Genomic DNA, 16,122 nt, shown 5'->3' on the forward strand with positions numbered 1-16,122 from the left:
TATAGCAGAGGACCGAGGCCGCGCCCTGCGGCGCGCGTCGATGCTACGATTCGCCGATGCGCCCGGCCCGCGTCGTTCTTGCCGCAGTCCTGTGCCTCGCCTCGTTCGGCGCGGCGGCGAACGACGCAGCGCCGAATGATGCGCTCGCCGACACGCGACGCAGTCCCGCCGCCCGCGGCTATCTCGCCCGTGAAGCCCTTCTCGTCGAAAGCTGGCATCGTGCGCGACCCGGCACTGCACCGCCGGCCGAACCCACGTATCCGCGCGCATGGGGCGCGCCCAATGCCGCCGCGACCGCAGCGCTCGCCGCACGCCCCTATCACAAGGAGATCCTGAAAGCCGCCCGTGAGGCCGGGATCGATCCGGTGCTGGTGCACGCGGTGATCCGCGTCGAATCGGCTTACAACGCGCGGGCGGTCTCGAAGGCAGGCGCGCTCGGCCTCATGCAGGTGATCCCCGGCACCGGCCGGCGCTTCGGCGTGGACAACCTGCTCCAGCCGAGCGCCAACATCACCGCCGGCACGCTGTATCTCTCGTACCTCATGCGGGTCTTCGAAGGGGACGTGAGGCTCGCCCTCGCCGCCTACAACGCGGGCGAGAACGCGGTGCTCAGACACGGCCGGCGCATCCCGCCGTATCGCGAGACTCGCGGCTACGTGCCGCGCGTGCTCGATACCTACCGCGTGCTGTCGGCGATCGCACCCGACGCGCAGCCGCCGAAGTAATCAGAGCTTCAGCTCGAAGCTGCCATCGCCTCGCGGCACTCCGATCAATCCCAGCAGCGGCCTGAGCTCGCGCTCGTGGGCCGTGACGCGCGCGATGGCCGCGAACGCGGGCTTGCCGCCGGGCCTCCACCCGCCGCGGCCTTCGAGCTCCAGCGGACCGCGCACGGTGCGCAGTGTGGCTTCGAGCGCGGCTCCCGTCTGCATTACGTGCATGCGGTAGGCGCCGAGCGGCGTCACCCGGGTCAGCGCCGAGCCCGCGTCGCTCCATTCGACGGTCGCCTCAGCGCTCGTCCCGTCGGACGTGAGCGCGAGACGCGACACGCGCAGCAGCACCTCGCCGGTCGGCTCGATGGGCGCGAGCCTCGGCACGACGACCGCGAGCGCACGCGCCGGCAGCGACAGCGCGGCTTCGGTCAATTCGATGCGCGACAGCGAGACGTGTGTCACGAAAGGCCGCGCGCCCCCCGTCACCTCGAACGCAAGGCCCTGCGACGCGGTGACGCCGCGAAGCCGCCATGCGATCGCGCCCGCGCGGACGGCGGTCGCCCCGTCGCGCAACGCGATCTGCGCGCGTCCCGACCACAGCGTGCCTTGCGCTGCGGTCAGCCGCACGCGGCCGTCGGCTACACGCGACGCGACCGCATCGAGCAGCATCGCCGGCGCGAGCATCACGAGCGCCGCGGCGTAGAGCAGCGCGCCCGCCCCGATCCACGCGCGCGCCTTCATCGCCCTCGCACGAACGTCGCGGTGACGTTGACGACACCCGGTGTGGACAGCGCTTCGATGCGGCAGGTCGCGACGCGCACGTTCTGCCGCTGGAGCGCAGCGACCCACGCCAGCCAGTCGCCGAACGCGACCGACGGCAGCGCCGCTTCGACCTCGTTCGCGCTCTTGTTGTCGAGGTGCGTCACGCTGCGCGCGACGCCGCGTGCGCGGGCTTCGGTCTCGATCGCGGCGCGCAGGTCGCCCCCGGCCGGCGCCGCGCGCGCGATCCCGCGCAGCCGCTCGATCTCCGCCGCGTGACGTTCGAGCGCCGCCGCTTGCGCCGACAGCGCGTTCACCCGCTCGCCGAGCTTCTGCCGGCGCGCGTCGATCGCGCCGAACGCGACGACGTAGAGGAGGATCGCGGCGACGGCGACGAGCACGGCGAGCACCGTGCGCTCCGACGGCGTGCGCGCGCGCCATGCTGCGGCGAGCGCTTTCATGCGCCGCTCACCGTGACGACGACCGGGGCATCGGCGCTACGCGCGTCGAGGTCCACGCTCAGTCCCGCTTCGCGCAACCGGCCGACGAGCGACTGCAACGCGCCGTCCGCCATCGGCGCGAGACGCAGGCGCAGCCGGCCGCTGTCGTACGCAGCTTCGCGCAAAGTGCCCGCGGGCAGCGCTTTCATCGCCTCCGCGACACGCGTGGCCACGGGCAGGAAGTCCGCCGCATCGCTCTGGTTCGCCGCGTGTCTCGCTTCGGCGAGCTTGCGGCGCATCTGGAGCGCGGGATCGACGACCGCGACCGCCTCCGGAAACACCGCGCGAAAGCGCGCTTCCATGCTTCGCTCGAGCGCGCTCTCCTCGCGCGCGAGCCGTGCCCAGTCGATCGTCACCGCCACGGCGTGCAGGGCGAGCGCAGCACCCGCAAACGCCGCCGCGGTCCTGAATCGCGTGAACGCCAACGCGAACGATCGCGACTCCGACGCGATGCGGGCGACTCGCGCGAGCTCCGCATCGCGCCAATCCCACGGACCGCGCAAGCGCACCTCGACGCCGAGCTCGCGCGACCATGCATCGACGTCAGGCGCTGCGTCGTCGGTGCCGTACACCGCGATGCATCGCGGGCGCGCGCGCGTCTCTACGAGCGCGAGCGTCAGCGACAGCGGCGGCGTCATCGCATCGCCTTCGTCCATCGCGAAGCCTTCCAGCTCGCCGCTGCGCACGAAACCCTCCGCGCCGTCCCACGCGACGCTCCATTCCCCTTCCGCGCGCGGCAGGAGCAGCGTCTCGCAATAGACGTCGCACTGCGCGATCGCCGAAGCGCGCAGCGTGGCGACCGCGCGATCGAGCAGCGCGCGATCGACGATCGCGAGCGCATCGGCGCCGTCGCGGCGGCCGAGCCACGTCACCCGCTGGCTTTCGGCGTCGGCGACGGTCTGCTCTTCCGCGGCATACGCCAATGCCGCGGGCGTCCTCGCGCGTGCCGACTGCGGAAGCTGCGTGCGCACGAGGAGCACGTCGGCCGCGGCGACCACGAGCTCGGCGCGCCGCACGCCGCGCGGCAGCTCGTCCGCACCGCCGCCGGCGGCGACGGGATTGCCGCGGTCGAACGCTACCCACTCGAGCGAGAGCGGCTCGTTGAGGCTCGCCCAGCGTGCGCGCAGCGTGCTCACGACGGTTTTCTCCAGACGACCGCCGGCCAGCGCACGCCGTCCCGCGCGAGCAGCGCGCTCGTCCGCGCGGCCGCGTCGCCGATGCGCGCTCGTATGGACACCCGAAAGTAGTCGCTCGCGACCGCAACCTCATCGGCGCGCGCCGCGGCACCCGACGGCAGCGCGCGCGAGAACTCGGCGACGTCGCGGAAATACACGCGCTCGCGCTTCTCGACCAGAACACGCGCATCGGAGAGCTCGAGCTTTTCCACGACCGCGGCGAGCACTTCCGCGGGCGCCGTGTTGACGTTGACCGCCGTGGCGGTCGGCAACGCGGTGACGAAAGGCGCGAGCGCCGCGCGCACCGACTCGTCGTAGCCGCGCACGAGCGCGAGCTCCTCGACTTCCACCATGAGCTGAGCTTGGAGCCGGGCCGCGAGCGCGTCCGCCAGCGCGTCGGGAAGGCGCAGCACCGACAACAGCCGCCGATAGCGCGCGAGCTGTACCGGATCGATCCGGCCTTCGCGCGCGAGGTTGTTCAGGTTGAACAGCCCCTGCTGGTCTTCGAGATAGCCCGCGATCTCGCCGCGCTCGACTTTCATCGCGGGCGCCTTCACCGCCCATGCTTCGTTCAGATGATCGGCCATGCTGGTGCGCCGATCGTCCGCGAGCACCGCGCGCGACCAGTCGAGCGCGCCGTCGACGAGCGCGCGCGCCTGCGCGTGATCGTCGATCAGCGCGCGCTCGCGCGCCCACGCGCTCTGCGTGACGAGGATCGCCGTCGCCGCGATCGCCGCCAGCGCGACCGCGCCCATCGCGAGCACCACTGCGACGCCGCGCTCGCGCACGCTCACGATTGCACCGCGAAGACGCGCACCACGTCTTCGCCGCTCGTCAGGACCACGCGCACGCGCACCGCTCGCGGCAGTGCGGGATCGTCGCGGGCGGACGGCCATTCGGCGAGCCACGCGCCGTCCCTGCCGAGGTACTGGAGCTCGAAAGACCTGACGCCGGCCAGCGCGGCGTAGCGTCCCGGCTGCGCGTCGGAGAACGCATCGGCCGCGGGCCACAGCAGCAGCTCGACCTCGTTCGCCGCGTCGAGCACGTAGGCGACGCGCGCCGGCGCTTCGGATCCGCCCGCGAGCCGGCTGAATTCGACGCGTCCGTCGGCGTAGCCGATGAAAGCCGGCCGGTCGCCGGCGGCGCTGCGCACCTTGCGCGGTGCGGCGCGCGCGAGGTCGTGCTCGAAACGTTCGAAGAAGAGCGCGAGGCTGCGCCATTTCTGCGTTTCGCTCTCGACGCGCTCGCGCGTCTCGACCACCGCCGCAAGACCCCGGTACGACATCAGGCCGACGATCGACAGGATGACGAGCGCGGTGAGCAGCTCGACGAGCGTAAAGCCGCGCGCTTTCACCTGGGCGGTCCCGGCGGCTGCACGACGAAACCGGTGAGCTTCGCGAGCGCGGCCGATTCGTCGCCGGCGCGATAGACCGAGACATCGACGCGCCGAAAAGCGCTGTTGGGCGTCGCCGTCACGTCCTCGCGCCACGCGAAATCGATGCCGCTCTGTCTCACGCTGCCGCTGCGCACGCCCAGCGCCAGCCAGTCGCCGCGCGCGCGATGCTCGGCGATCGCATCCTGGGCGATCCACGCCGCGAGAGTGCGCGCGCGCAATGCTTCGGCGCTGTTCGCACCCTGCCCCGCGGCGCGCGCCGCCGCGAGCAGCGCGACCGCGACGATCGCGAGCGCGACCAGCACCTCGATCAGCGTGAATCCCGCTTCAGCGCGGCGCACCGGAGGCCTCCGCGCGGATCGCTCTCACGTCGCCCATCGCGGTGCTCGAGACCGAATAGCGCGCATCGCCGGCGCGCATCTCGACATCGAACAGCTCGATCGGCGTCGAAGCCGCGAAATCGATCCGCATCTCTCCGTCTCGTCTGACGCCGCCGATCGAAACCGCCGAGATCGCGACGCCCGAGGGGAGCGTGCGCGGTTTGAGCTCGTCCGTCCCGCGCTGCGACGCTGAGTAACGGTCCTCGGCATGGCGCGCGAACGCATACGCCGACGCGCTGCCGCGCCACACGATCGTGTCGCCGGTCAAGCGCGCCTCCCGCGCGGCGAGCGCGAGCGAAGCCGCCAGCCGCGTCGCTTCGAGCTCGAGCACCGCGCGCTCGCCGGGCCGCGCCGACACCGCGACGAGCGCGACGACGATGCCGACGATCGCCATCGCGACGAGCAGCTCGATCAACGTGAACGCGCGCGCCTCAACCATTCCACGAGCCGATGTCGGCGTCACCGCCCTCGCCGCCCGGCTTGCCGTCGGCGCCGAGGCTCCAGACGTCGATCTCGCCGTGCACGCCGGGGTTGAGATACTGGTAGGCGTTGCCCCACGGATCGCGCGGCAGGCGGTCTATATAGCCGCCTTTCTTCCAGCTCGCCGGAACCGGCGTGGCCTGCGGCTTCGTCGCGAGCGCGGCGAGCCCCTGCTCGGTGGTGGGGAAGCGCTCGTTGTCGAGGCGATAGAGCTTGAGCGCCTGCATGAGCGTCGCGACGTCCTGCCTGGCGGCGGTGACGCGCGCTTCGTCGGGACGGCGCATCACCTGGGGTACGACGAGCGCCGCGAGCAGGCCGAGGATCGCGACCACGACGACGACTTCGAGCAAAGTGAAACCGCGCCGCGGGCGGGCATCCGGCATGTCCTCTGTCACCGTGAGCCGGCGATCTCTCGAATAGAATCGATTTCATTCTAATACGCCATCCGTGATAATGCGGGTGAGCACCGCGGCGCCAAGACCGCGGGCGAGCCGCATCGAACCCATGCAAAAATCCGAAGCCCTCCAGCGCGTTGCGGTCAATCTCGCCGTGTACGCGGCGAACCTCGCCGCGCTCGCGCTGCTCGCGCTCGTGCTTGCGTACTGGACGTGGCAATGGTTTGCACCGGCCGCGGAACCCGCAACCCCGGTCGTCTCCGAAGCGCCCCGCATCGAAACCGCCGCCGCGCTGTTCGGCGATGCGCGGCCCGCCGCGGCGGGCGGCTCCGCGTACACGCTCGTCGGCATCGCTGCGGCGAGCGGCGGACGCACTGGACATGCAGTGCTGCGCATCGATAACGCGCGCACCGCGGTGGTTCGCGAAGGCGAAGAGATCGCGCCCGGCGTGAAAGTCGCGGAAGTGCACGGCGACCGCGTCGTCATCGACGAGCACGGCGCGCGACGCACGCTCGAATGGCCGAAGCCCGGCCGCGCGGCGCCGATTGCACAGGCGCGCAATCCGTGAGCGCGTTCCGCGCCGTCGCACTCGCGCTTGCGCTGCTCGCGCCAATGCCCGCCGGCGCCCAGCGCATCGCCACCGAGAGCGTGGTCGCGAAAGATCCGGGACCCGACCTCATCACGCTCAACTTCGCCAACGCCGACATCGAAAGCGTGGTCAAGGCGATGAGCGGCATCACCGGCAAGAACTTCGTCGTCGATCCGCGCGTGCGAGGGACGATCAACATCGTCTCCGCCTCGCCGGTGCCGCGCTCGGCGGTCTACGACGTCTTCCTTTCCGCGCTGCGCGTGCAGGGCATCGCGGCGGTCGAGGACCGTGGCATCGTCCGGATCGTTCCGGAGAGCGACGCGAAGCTCCACCCCGCGCCGACGTTCGGCCCGCAGGACAAGCCGCGCGGCGGCGGCGACCAGATACAGACGCGCGTCTTCACGCTCCAGCACGAGTCCGCCGCGCAGCTCCTGCCGGTGCTGCGCCCGCTGATCGCGCCCAACAACACGATCGCGTCGTACGCCAACACCAACTCGTTGATCGTCACCGATTACGCGTCGAACCTGCGCCGCATCGAGAAGATCATCGAGGCGATCGACCAGCCGAGCGGATCGGACCTCGCGATCATCCCGCTGCGCCGCGCGTCGGCGACCGACGTCGCGAACACCCTCAATCGGGTGCTCGCCGAAGGCGCGCCCGCGCAAGGCGCCGACGCGACGCAGCGCCTCTCGATCGTCGCCGATATGCGATCGAACAGCGTGCTGGTGCGATCGCCCGATCCGGCGCGGCTGTCGCGCGTGCGCACGATGGTCGCGACGCTCGACAGCCCGACCAGCGCCGGCGGCAACATCCACGTCATCTATCTGAAGAACGCCGACGCGGTGAAGCTCGCGGAGACGCTGCGCTCGGTCTATTCGGGCGGAACGGCGCCTCAGCCCCAGCGCACCGTCGCGACCCCGCCTCCGCCTGCCGGCGCACCGCCGCCGCCTCCGCCGCCGATGGCGCAGACGAACACCGCGCCGAACGCCGGCGCCATCATCCACGCCGATCCCGCGACCAATTCGATCATCGTCACCGCGCCCGACGCGATCTACAACGATCTGCGCGCCGCCATCGAGAAGCTCGACGTGCGGCGCGCGCAGGTGTACGTCGAAGCGCTGGTCGCGGAGATCACCGCAGCGAAAGCCGCCGAGTTCGGCATCCAGTGGCAATCGCTGAGCGGCGCGAACGCGCCCGACGGGTCGACGCGCGCTTTCGGGGGGACGAACTTCGGCGGCCCCGGACAGAACATCCTCGACGTGTCGCGCAATCCCGGCGCTGCGGGCAGCGGACTGAACATCGGGGTCGTGCGCGGCCGCGTGACCGTTCCCGGCGTCGGAGAGGTGCTCAATCTCGGCCTGCTGGTGCGCGCGCTCGAGGCCGACAACAACGCCAACATCCTGTCGACGCCGACGCTGCTCACGCTCGACAACGAGGAAGGCCGCATCGTCGTCGGCCAGAACGTGCCGTTCATCACCGGCAGCTATGCGGTGAGCGGCGCGGCGACGACGCCGACCCCTTTCCAGACGATCGAGCGCCGCGACGTCGGTCTCACGCTGCGCATCCGGCCGCAGATCACCGAAGGCGGCACGGTGCGCATGCAGATCATGCAGGAGGTGTCGAGCATCCAGAGCGTAACCAACACCGCCGGCATCATCACCAACAAGCGCGCGGTCGAGTCGACCGTGTTGCTCGACGACGGCGAGATCATCGTCATCGGCGGGCTCATCCAGGACTCGGTGAGCGACGGCGTCGAGAAGGTGCCGGTGCTCGGCGACATCCCGTGGCTCGGCGAGCTCTTCCGATACCGCACGCGCTCGCGCAGCAAGACCAACCTCATGGTGTTCCTGCGGCCGACCGTCGTGCGCGACACCGCGCGCGTACGCCCGATCACCGAAGACCGCTACGACTACATCAGCGGCGAGCAGACCAAGGTCGCGCCGCAGCCGTCGAGCCCGCTGCCGGCGACGCCCTCACCCACGCTCCCTTTGCGCGTGACGCCGGAGCTCGGAAAGTGATTCCGTTCGCCTTCGCGAAAGCGCACGGCGTCGCGGTGACCGCGATGGACGCTCGCGGAGCTCAGGTCGCGGTGCGCGAGGATGCGCGCCCTGGGGGCATCGCCGAGCTGCGGCGCACGCTCGGCGTGCCGATCCGGGCGCAGCGCATCAGCACTGCTGCGTTCGATGCGCTCGTTTCCGCGCTCTACAGCGAGGCGAATGCGTTCTCCGACGACCTCGCGCGCGATGCCGATTTCACGCGGCTCCTTCAGGACATCCCCGAGGTCGAGGACCTGCTCGACGCCGACGACGACGCGCCCGTCATCCGTCTCATCAACGCTCTGTTCATGCAGGCGCTGCGCGACGGCGCTTCCGACATCCACATCGAGCCGTACGAGACGCGCTCGGTCGTGAGGCTGCGCATCGACGGCACGCTGCGCGACCTCTTCGAGCCTGCGCGCGCGCTGCACGCCGCGCTGGTCTCGCGCGTGAAGATCATGGCGCAGCTCGACATCGCGGAAAAACGCCTGCCCCAGGACGGCCGCATCACGGTGCGCCTCGCGGGCAAGCCGGTCGACGTGCGGGTCTCGACGATCCCGACCGGCCACGGCGAGCGCGCGGTGCTGCGGCTGCTCGACAAGCAGGCGGCGCGCCTCGATCTCGCTCATCTCGGCATGGACGAGGCGACGCTGTCGCTGATCGACCAGCTGGTGCGGCAGCCGCACGGCATCGTGCTCATGACCGGCCCGACCGGCTCGGGCAAGACCACGACGCTGTATGCCGCGCTGTCGCGGCTCGACGCCGGTGCGCTCAACATCATGACCGTCGAGGACCCGATCGAGTACGACCTCGACGGCATCAGCCAGACCTCGATCAATTCGCGCATCGACATGAGCTTCGCGCGCGCCTTGCGCGCGATCCTGCGGCAGGACCCGGACGTGGTGATGATCGGCGAGATCCGAGACCTGGAGACCGCGGAGATCGCGGTGCAGGCGAGCCTCACCGGCCACCTCGTGCTCGCGACGCTGCACACCAACGACGCGATCAGCGCGGTCACGCGGCTCGCCGACATGGGCGTCGAGCCTTTCCTGCTCGCCTCCAGCCTGATCGGCGTCGGCGCGCAGCGCCTCGTGCGCAAGCTCTGCCCCGAATGCCGCACCGTCATCCCCGCGAACGCGGAGTCCGTCATTCCCGGGAAGGCGCAGTACGTCATTCCCGCGAAGGCCCAGCCCGTCATTCCCGCGAAGGCGCAGTCCGTCATTCCCGCGAAGGCGGGAATCCATTTTGACGTGATGCAAAGATATTCCCCCGCCGGCTGCCCCGCCTGCCTCCACACCGGCTACCGCGGCCGCACCGGCATCTACGAGCTCGTCGCGGTCGACGACGGCTTGCGCCGGATGATCCACGATCGCGCGCCCGAGCACGCGCTGCGCGCCCACGCGGCCGCGCAAGGCATGCGCGACCTGCGTGAAGACGGCATGCGCTGGGTCGCCGCGGGCGTGACGAGCCTCGAAGAAGTGCTGCGCGTCACGCGCGTTTAACAGCGATGGCCGCCTACCGCTACGAAGCCGTCGACGCGACCGGCCGCGTCGTCAGCGGTTTGCTGCAGGCGGACACCGCGCGGCACGCGCGAACGCAGTTGCGTGCGCAGGGTTTGCTCCCTTCCGCCGTCGACGCAGTCGGCGCGTCGGATGCGCAGCGCAGCGGACGGCGCCGCGTCGCGACCGGCGAGCTCACGCTGCTCACGCGCCAGCTAGCCACATTGCTCGATTCCGGTCTGACCGTGGCGGACGCGCTCGACGCGCTGCTCGACGAGACCGCCGATCCGGCCGCGCGAGAGGTGATCGCAGGCGTGAAAGCCGAAGTCTCGGCCGGCCGCGACCTCGCGGGAGCCCTGAAGACCTTTCCGAGAGCCTTTCCCGATTTCTATGGCGCGCTGGTGCACGCCGGGGAACAGTCCGGCGCGCTGCCCACGGTGCTCCAGCATCTCGCCGATTACATGGAGGCGGCGGCGGCGCTGAAGCACAAGACCGCGCTCGCGCTGCTCTATCCGGCGCTGGTCGCGATCGTCGCGTTCGCGATCGTCTCAGGGCTGCTCGTCTATGTCGTGCCGCAGGTCGCGCAGGTCTTCAACCAGTCGAACCAGGCGCTGCCGGTGCTCACGCGCGTCGTGATCGGCGTCAGCGAGTTCCTGAAGGTGACCTGGCCGTATCTCGCTGCGGCGCTGGCGCTCGGCGCCATCGGCGCGCGCACGGCGCTGCGCCGGCACGAGATCAGGAAACGCTGGCACGGCTTCCTGCTGAAGGCCCCCGCGATCGGCACGCTGGTGCGGGCGGCGAACATCGCGCGCTTCGCGGCCACTCTGGCGATCCTCGTGCGCGGCGGCGTGCCGCTGCTCGCGGCGCTCGGTCCCGCCGGCCGGGTCGTCACCAACGCGATGCTGAGCGACGCGATCGCCGACGCAGCCACACGCATCGCCGAAGGCTCGACGTTCTCGCGCGCGTTGCACGCCGCGAACGTCTTCCCTCCGCTCCTCGTCCACCTCGTCGCCAGCGGCGAAGCGACCGGCGATCTCGCGCGCATGCTCGAGCACGCCGCGCGGCTGGAGACGCAGACGCTGGAACGCCGCCTCGCCGTCTTCGTCACGCTGCTCGAGCCGGCGATGATCCTCACCATGGGTGCGCTCGTGCTCGTCATCGTGCTGGCGATATTGATGCCGATCGTGGAGATGAATCAGCTGGTGCGCTGAGCATCCCATCGCTAAACAATGCTACGCTGCGCACAATCCGTGGCATGCTCATTGCCGCTGTCTCGTCGTTGAGGGCGGTCTGATCCGGAGGAAGACCCGAAAGCAGGAGGCATGAAGCGTGGCGGAGACCTTCGTTTATGCGTTCGAATGGGATCCCACTAAGGCAGCCGAGAACGTCGCCAAACATCAAGTCGCTTTCGAGATCGCCGCAACCGTCCTGCGCGACCCGCTTGCGCTCACTATTTTCGACAGCGAACACAGTGAAGTGGAAGAACGCTGGGCGAGCGTAGGCCGAGCGGAAGACGGTAGACTGCTCGTTGTGATCCACACCTTTGAGGAAACGAGCGCAGTAAGCGCAACAGTACGCGTCGTCTCAGCGCGCGAGGCGACGCAGCGCGAACGCGAGAATTACGAGAGTTCGCCGCGGTAGCGGCTACAGGTGATTCCGATGAAGGATGAATACGATTTCAGTCAGGGAGTGCGCGGCAAGTTCTACCGCGACGGTGTGAAGGTCACGCTCCCGGTTTATCTCGACGACGAGGTCCAGAGCTACCTCGCTCGGCGCGCAGCCGAACGAGGCGTTGAGCTTTCCGAACTCGTCAACGACTTGCTACGCAAAGACATCGAGCTGATCGAGTCCGCGAAGTAGCACCGCGTATGCCGGCGGGTGCCACCGGATCGCGCCGGCGTTCCTGCCGCAGCCGCCTCGCGATGACTGAAGCGGTCATTGCGAGGAGCGCAGCGACGAAGCAATCCCGGAGCGTCCGGTAATCCTCAATGCCCCCCGAACTCCCGCCGCATCGCCGACAGCACGCGATTGGCGTAATCGTCGTTGTCGCGCGAGGCGAAGCGCTCGAACAGCGCGGTCGACAGCACCGGCGCGGGTACGCCGAGGTCGATGGCCGCGGACACGGTCCAGCGGCCTTCCCCTGAATCCGAGACACCTCCGGAGAACGCCCCGAGATCGGGGTCGCGCGCCAGCGCGCGCGCCGTGAGGTCGAGCAGCCACGAGCTCACCACGCTGCCGCGCCGCCAGAGCTCGGCGATCGCCGCGATGTCGAAGTCGTAGCGATAGCGCTCGGGCTCGCGCAGCGGCGTGGTCTCCGCGTCGTGGCGCTGGGTCGCCGCGCCCGCGTTGGCGCTCCTGAGCAGGTTCAGTCCTTCGGCGTACGCGGCCATCAACCCGTATTCGATGCCGTTGTGGACCATCTTCACGAAATGCCCCGCGCCGTGCGGTCCGCAGTGCAGATACCCCTTCTCGGCGACCGCAGGCTCCCCGCTCCCGCCCGCCGTGCGCGGCGCGGCATCCACGCCAGGCGCGAGCACAGCGAACAGCGGTTCCAACCGCTCGAAAATGTCCGCGTCGCCTCCGACCATCAGGCAATAGCCGCGCTCGCCGCCGGCGATGCCCCCGCTCGTGCCCGCATCCATGTAGCGGATGCCGCGCTCGGCGAGCTCCCGCGCGCGGCGGATGTCGTCCGCGAAATGCGAATTGCCGCCGTCGACGATGACGTCGTCCGGCTCGAGCAGCGCCGACAGCGCGGCGATCTCGCGGTCGACGAGGCCGGCGGGCAGCATGAGCCAGACCGTCCGCGGTTTCGCGAGGCGCTGCACGAGATCCTCCATGGAACGCGCGGCCGCGGCGCCGTCCGCCGCCAGCGCCTGCGCCGCCGCCGCATTGGCGTCGTAGACGACGCACTCGTGCCCCGCGCGCAGCAGCCTTCTGACCATGTTCGAGCCCATGCGCCCTGCGCCGATCATCGCGAGTTGCATAAACGCGTTCCCGTTTGTAGTAACTTACCTGACCCGACTATACGCGGACCTGCGATGATCATCGTCGTCATGGGCGTCACCGGCGCCGGCAAGACCACCGTCGGCGCCGAGCTCGCCGAGCGGCTCGGCTGGCGCTTCATCGAAGCCGACGATTTTCACACCGAATCGGCGTGGCAGAAGATGGAGCGCGGCGAAGCGCTGACGGACGCCGACCGGACGCCGTGGCTCGCGCGCCTGAACCAGGAGCTTGCCCGCGTCGTAACGAACGGGGAATCGGCGATCCTCGCGTGCTCCGCGCTCAAGGCCGCGTATCGCGACGCGCTGACGCCGCCCGGCCTCGCCCGCGGCGAGATGCGCTTCGTGTACCTGCGGGCGGACCGCGACGTCACCGCCCGGCGCCTTGCCGGCCGGCGCGCGCACCGCGCGTCGCCGCACCTTCTCGACAGCCAGATCGCCACGCTCGAAGAGCCGGGCGACGCGCTGACGCTGCCGAACACCCTGCCGCCCGAAGAGATCGTGAGGCGCATCGTCGAGGCGTGGGCGCTCGCCTGAGATGCCGACGCGGGAAAAGGAGCGCCTGCTCGCGATCAAGAACGCCCGCGTGCCGTGGCAGCGCTGGGGACCCTATCTCTCCGAGCGCTCGTGGGGCACGGTGCGCGAGGACTACAGCGCCGACGGCGACGCATGGAGCTTCCTCACGCACGACATGGCGCGCGCCAAAGCCTATCGCTGGGGCGAGGACGGTCTCGCCGGCATCTGCGACCGCTACCAGCTGCTGTGTTTCGCGCTCGCGCTGTGGAACCGCAGGGACCAGATCCTGAAAGAACGCGCGTTCGGGCTCGTGCCGACCGAAGGCAATCACGGCGAGGACGTGAAGGAGTACTACTTCTATCTCGACTCGACGCCGACGCACTCGTACATGAAATACCTGTACAAGTATCCGCAGGCGGAGTTTCCATACCGCGCGCTCGTCGAGGAGAACCGCCGCCGCGGCGGGAGCGGCCGCGAGTACGAGCTGCTCGACACCGGCGTCTTCGACGAGGACCGCTATTTCGACGTCTTCGTCGAGTACGCCAAGGCCGGCCCCGAGGACCTGTGCATCCGCATCGAAGCGTTCAACCGCGGCCCCGAAGCCGCCGCGGTCGAGATCATCCCTCACCTCTGGTTCCGCAACATCTGGGCGTGGGGCGATACGCGCAAGCGCGAGCCGATCATCACCGCGGGGCCGAGCGTGGCGGACCGCTTCGAGTGGCTGATCGCGGACGACAGCGACGCCGACCACCTCGATAACCTGCCTTTCCACTACTCGATCGGGCGGCGCTACCTCTATGGCGAGCGCGACGCCGAGCTGCTCTTCACCGACAACGAGACCAACGCTCGCAGGCTGTACGGCCGCGACGACGGCCACACCTATACCAAGGATGCTTTCCACCGTTACGTCGTGGACGGCGATGCCGGCGCGGTGAACCGCCAGTTTCGCGGCACCAAAGCCGCGATGCGCTTCGTCCGCGCCGTTCCCGCCGGCGGCTCGACCGTGGTGAGGCTGCGCCTCACCGATGCCGCGCTCGAGGATCCGCTGGCGGCGGTCGACGCGACCGTGCGCGAGCGCGTCAGGGATGCCGACGAGTTCTACGACAGCATCCATCCCAAAGGCGCGACCGAGGACGAGAAGCGCGTGCAGCGCCAGGCGTTCGCGGGGCTGATGTGGGGCAAGCAGAACTATCTCTTCGACGTCGCGAAGTGGCTCAAGGGCGATCACGCGCACGCGCCGCCCCCGCGCGAGCGCGAATGGATCCGCAACACGCACTGGAAGCACCTCAATTCCATGCGTGTGCTGTCCATGCCGGACAAGTGGGAGTACCCGTGGTTCGCGGCGTGGGACCTCGCTTTCCACACGATCCCGATCTGCCTCATCGATCCGGAGTTCGCGAAAGAGCAGCTGTGGCTGATGCTGTTCGAGCAGTTCCAGCATCCCAACGGGCAGATCCCGGCGTACGAGTGGGAGTTCTCCGACCTCAACCCGCCGGTGCATCCGTGGGCGGTCTGGCGCGTGTACAACATGGACCGCATTCGCGCGAAGCAAGGCGACCGCGTATTCCTCGAGAAATGCTTCCACAAGCTGCTCATCAACTTCGCGTGGTGGATCAACAAGGTCGACGCAGACGGGAACAACGTTTTCGAAGGCGGTTTCCTCGGGCTCGACAACATCACCCTCTTCGACCGCTCGGAGAAGCTGCCCGGCGGCTGCACGCTCGAGCAGTCGGACGCGACCGGCTGGATGGGGATGTACTGCCTGAACATGATGCGCATCGCGCTCGAGCTCGCGAAGGAGAATCACGCCTACGAGGGGCTCGCGACCAAGTTCTTCCAGCACTACATCTACATCGGCGCGGCGATGAAGAAGATCGGCGGCGAGGACTACAACCTGTGGGACGAGCGCGACGGTTTTTTCTACGACGTGCTGCGGTTCCCCGGCGGTCGCTGCGAGAAGCTGCGGGTGCGCTCGATGGTGGGCCTGGTGCCGCTGTACGCGGTGGAACGTCTCGAGGACGCGTGGACCGAGTTTTTCGACGAGTTCCGCGGGAATGTGCAATGGTTCGTCGAGAAGCGTCACGAGCTCGCGCAGCACGTGGTGAACCGGCTGCACACTCCCGAAGGCGGCATCCTCGCGCTCACGATCGTCGACCGGCGCCAGATCGAGGGACTGCTGCACTACATCGCAGAGCCGTCGGAGTTCTTCTCCGACTATGGGCTGCGCAGCCTGTCGAAATGCCACGCGGCCCGGCCTTTCGTGCTCGACGGCGCGCAGGTGCTGTACGAGCCCGGCGAGGCCGATTCCAAGATCAAGGGCGGCAACTCGAACTGGCGCGGTCCGGTGTGGTTCCCGACCGCGTTCCTGATGATCGAAGCGATGCGCAAGCTCGCCAAGGCCTACGGCAATTCGCTCGGGACGCTCGACCGCAGCGGCCGGCGCTGGACCGTCGGCGAGCTCGCGCAGACGCACGCCCAGCGCCTCGTCTCGATCTTCCTCCGCGGCCCGGACGGCCGGCGCCCGGTGTACGGCAACAGCGAGAAATTCCAGAACGACCCGTATTGGCGCGATTACATCTGCTTCCACGAGTATTTCCACGCCGAGACCGGCGAAGGCCTCGGCGCGTCGCACCAGACCGGCTGGACCGGCCTCGTCGCATCGCTCATCGACGAGTGGTGCCAGCGGTAGCG

The 16,122-nt window shown here is 69.5% G+C and carries 18 protein-coding genes; 9 read left to right on the forward strand and 9 right to left on the reverse strand.

Annotated elements, in window-relative coordinates; all coding sequences use genetic code 11:
- The first annotated feature begins 56 nt into the window (after positions 1–56).
- Positions 57–725, forward strand: coding sequence for a lytic transglycosylase domain-containing protein (locus VHP37_24095; GenBank protein HEX2829449.1), 669 nt, complete (start codon positions 57–59; stop codon positions 723–725).
- Here the strand turns inward: VHP37_24095 and gspN are convergent, their stop codons facing one another.
- From gspN to gspG, 8 genes are read right to left on the reverse strand one after another with little or no spacing between them, the layout of a single operon-like run.
- On the reverse strand, positions 726–1,451 hold the full coding sequence (gene gspN / locus VHP37_24100) for a type II secretion system protein N (GenBank protein HEX2829450.1): 726 nt from the start codon (positions 1,449–1,451) through the stop codon (positions 726–728). It lies immediately after the preceding gene.
- Entirely contained in the window at positions 1,448–1,930 is a 483-nt protein-coding gene (gspM, locus tag VHP37_24105; GenBank protein HEX2829451.1) for a type II secretion system protein GspM, read from the reverse strand. Before gspM ends, gspN begins: the two co-directional genes overlap by 4 nt.
- Entirely contained in the window at positions 1,927–3,105 is a 1,179-nt protein-coding gene (gene gspL, locus VHP37_24110; GenBank protein ID HEX2829452.1) for a type II secretion system protein GspL, read from the reverse strand. Before gspL ends, gspM begins: the two co-directional genes overlap by 4 nt.
- On the reverse strand, positions 3,102–3,938 hold the full coding sequence (gene gspK / locus VHP37_24115; protein HEX2829453.1) for a type II secretion system minor pseudopilin GspK: 837 nt from the start codon (positions 3,936–3,938) through the stop codon (positions 3,102–3,104). The genes gspL and gspK overlap by 4 nt, the downstream gene beginning before the upstream one ends.
- The gene (locus VHP37_24120; protein HEX2829454.1) at positions 3,935–4,498 is read right to left on the reverse strand and encodes a type II secretion system protein GspJ; all 564 of its coding nucleotides are present in this window, start codon (positions 4,496–4,498) and stop codon (positions 3,935–3,937) included. Before VHP37_24120 ends, gspK begins: the two co-directional genes overlap by 4 nt.
- A complete protein-coding gene (gspI, locus tag VHP37_24125; GenBank protein ID HEX2829455.1) occupies positions 4,495–4,878 on the reverse strand; it encodes a type II secretion system minor pseudopilin GspI in 384 nt (127 codons plus the stop codon). Before gspI ends, VHP37_24120 begins: the two co-directional genes overlap by 4 nt.
- Positions 4,865–5,356 (reverse strand): prepilin-type N-terminal cleavage/methylation domain-containing protein, encoded by a 492-nt coding sequence (locus VHP37_24130; protein ID HEX2829456.1) that lies wholly within the window; start codon positions 5,354–5,356, stop codon positions 4,865–4,867. Before VHP37_24130 ends, gspI begins: the two co-directional genes overlap by 14 nt.
- Positions 5,349–5,780: a type II secretion system major pseudopilin GspG gene (gspG, locus tag VHP37_24135; GenBank protein HEX2829457.1), complete on the reverse strand. Its 432-nt coding sequence runs from the start codon at positions 5,778–5,780 to the stop codon at positions 5,349–5,351. Before gspG ends, VHP37_24130 begins: the two co-directional genes overlap by 8 nt.
- A gap of 121 nt (positions 5,781–5,901) precedes the next feature.
- Here gspG and VHP37_24140 point away from each other — a divergent pair, with 121 nt between their 5' ends.
- The 6 genes from VHP37_24140 (at position 5,902) to VHP37_24165 (ending at position 11,776) form a co-directional block, all read left to right on the forward strand.
- Positions 5,902–6,360: a type II secretion system protein N gene (locus tag VHP37_24140; protein ID HEX2829458.1), complete on the forward strand. Its 459-nt coding sequence runs from the start codon at positions 5,902–5,904 to the stop codon at positions 6,358–6,360.
- A complete protein-coding gene (gene gspD / locus VHP37_24145) occupies positions 6,357–8,399 on the forward strand; it encodes a type II secretion system secretin GspD (protein HEX2829459.1) in 2,043 nt (680 codons plus the stop codon). Before VHP37_24140 ends, gspD begins: the two co-directional genes overlap by 4 nt.
- Positions 8,400–8,443: 44 nt before the next feature.
- Complete coding sequence (gene gspE, locus VHP37_24150) at positions 8,444–9,919, forward strand: type II secretion system ATPase GspE (GenBank protein HEX2829460.1); 1,476 nt, start codon at positions 8,444–8,446, stop codon at positions 9,917–9,919.
- Positions 9,920–9,924: 5 nt separating this feature from the next.
- Positions 9,925–11,127 (forward strand): type II secretion system inner membrane protein GspF, encoded by a 1,203-nt coding sequence (gene gspF / locus VHP37_24155; GenBank protein HEX2829461.1) that lies wholly within the window; start codon positions 9,925–9,927, stop codon positions 11,125–11,127.
- Positions 11,128–11,245: 118 nt separating this feature from the next.
- Positions 11,246–11,557 (forward strand): BrnT family toxin, encoded by a 312-nt coding sequence (locus VHP37_24160; GenBank protein ID HEX2829462.1) that lies wholly within the window; start codon positions 11,246–11,248, stop codon positions 11,555–11,557.
- 18 nt (positions 11,558–11,575) lie between these two features.
- Positions 11,576–11,776: a hypothetical protein gene (locus tag VHP37_24165; GenBank protein HEX2829463.1), complete on the forward strand. Its 201-nt coding sequence runs from the start codon at positions 11,576–11,578 to the stop codon at positions 11,774–11,776.
- 125 nt (positions 11,777–11,901) lie between these two features.
- Here the strand turns inward: VHP37_24165 and gnd are convergent, their stop codons facing one another.
- Positions 11,902–12,900, reverse strand: a complete 999-nt coding sequence (gene gnd / locus VHP37_24170; GenBank protein HEX2829464.1) for a decarboxylating 6-phosphogluconate dehydrogenase — start codon at positions 12,898–12,900, stop codon at positions 11,902–11,904.
- A 54-nt stretch (positions 12,901–12,954) separates the two neighbouring features.
- Here gnd and VHP37_24175 point away from each other — a divergent pair, with 54 nt between their 5' ends.
- A complete protein-coding gene (locus VHP37_24175) occupies positions 12,955–13,452 on the forward strand; it encodes a gluconokinase (protein HEX2829465.1) in 498 nt (165 codons plus the stop codon).
- A gap of 1 nt (position 13,453) precedes the next feature.
- The gene (locus tag VHP37_24180; GenBank protein ID HEX2829466.1) at positions 13,454–16,120 is read left to right on the forward strand and encodes a glucosidase; all 2,667 of its coding nucleotides are present in this window, start codon (positions 13,454–13,456) and stop codon (positions 16,118–16,120) included.
- Positions 16,121–16,122: the final 2 nt, after the last annotated feature.

Source organism: Burkholderiales bacterium (genome assembly GCA_036262035.1).
Taxonomy (GTDB): Bacteria; Pseudomonadota; Gammaproteobacteria; order Burkholderiales; family SG8-41; genus JAQGMV01.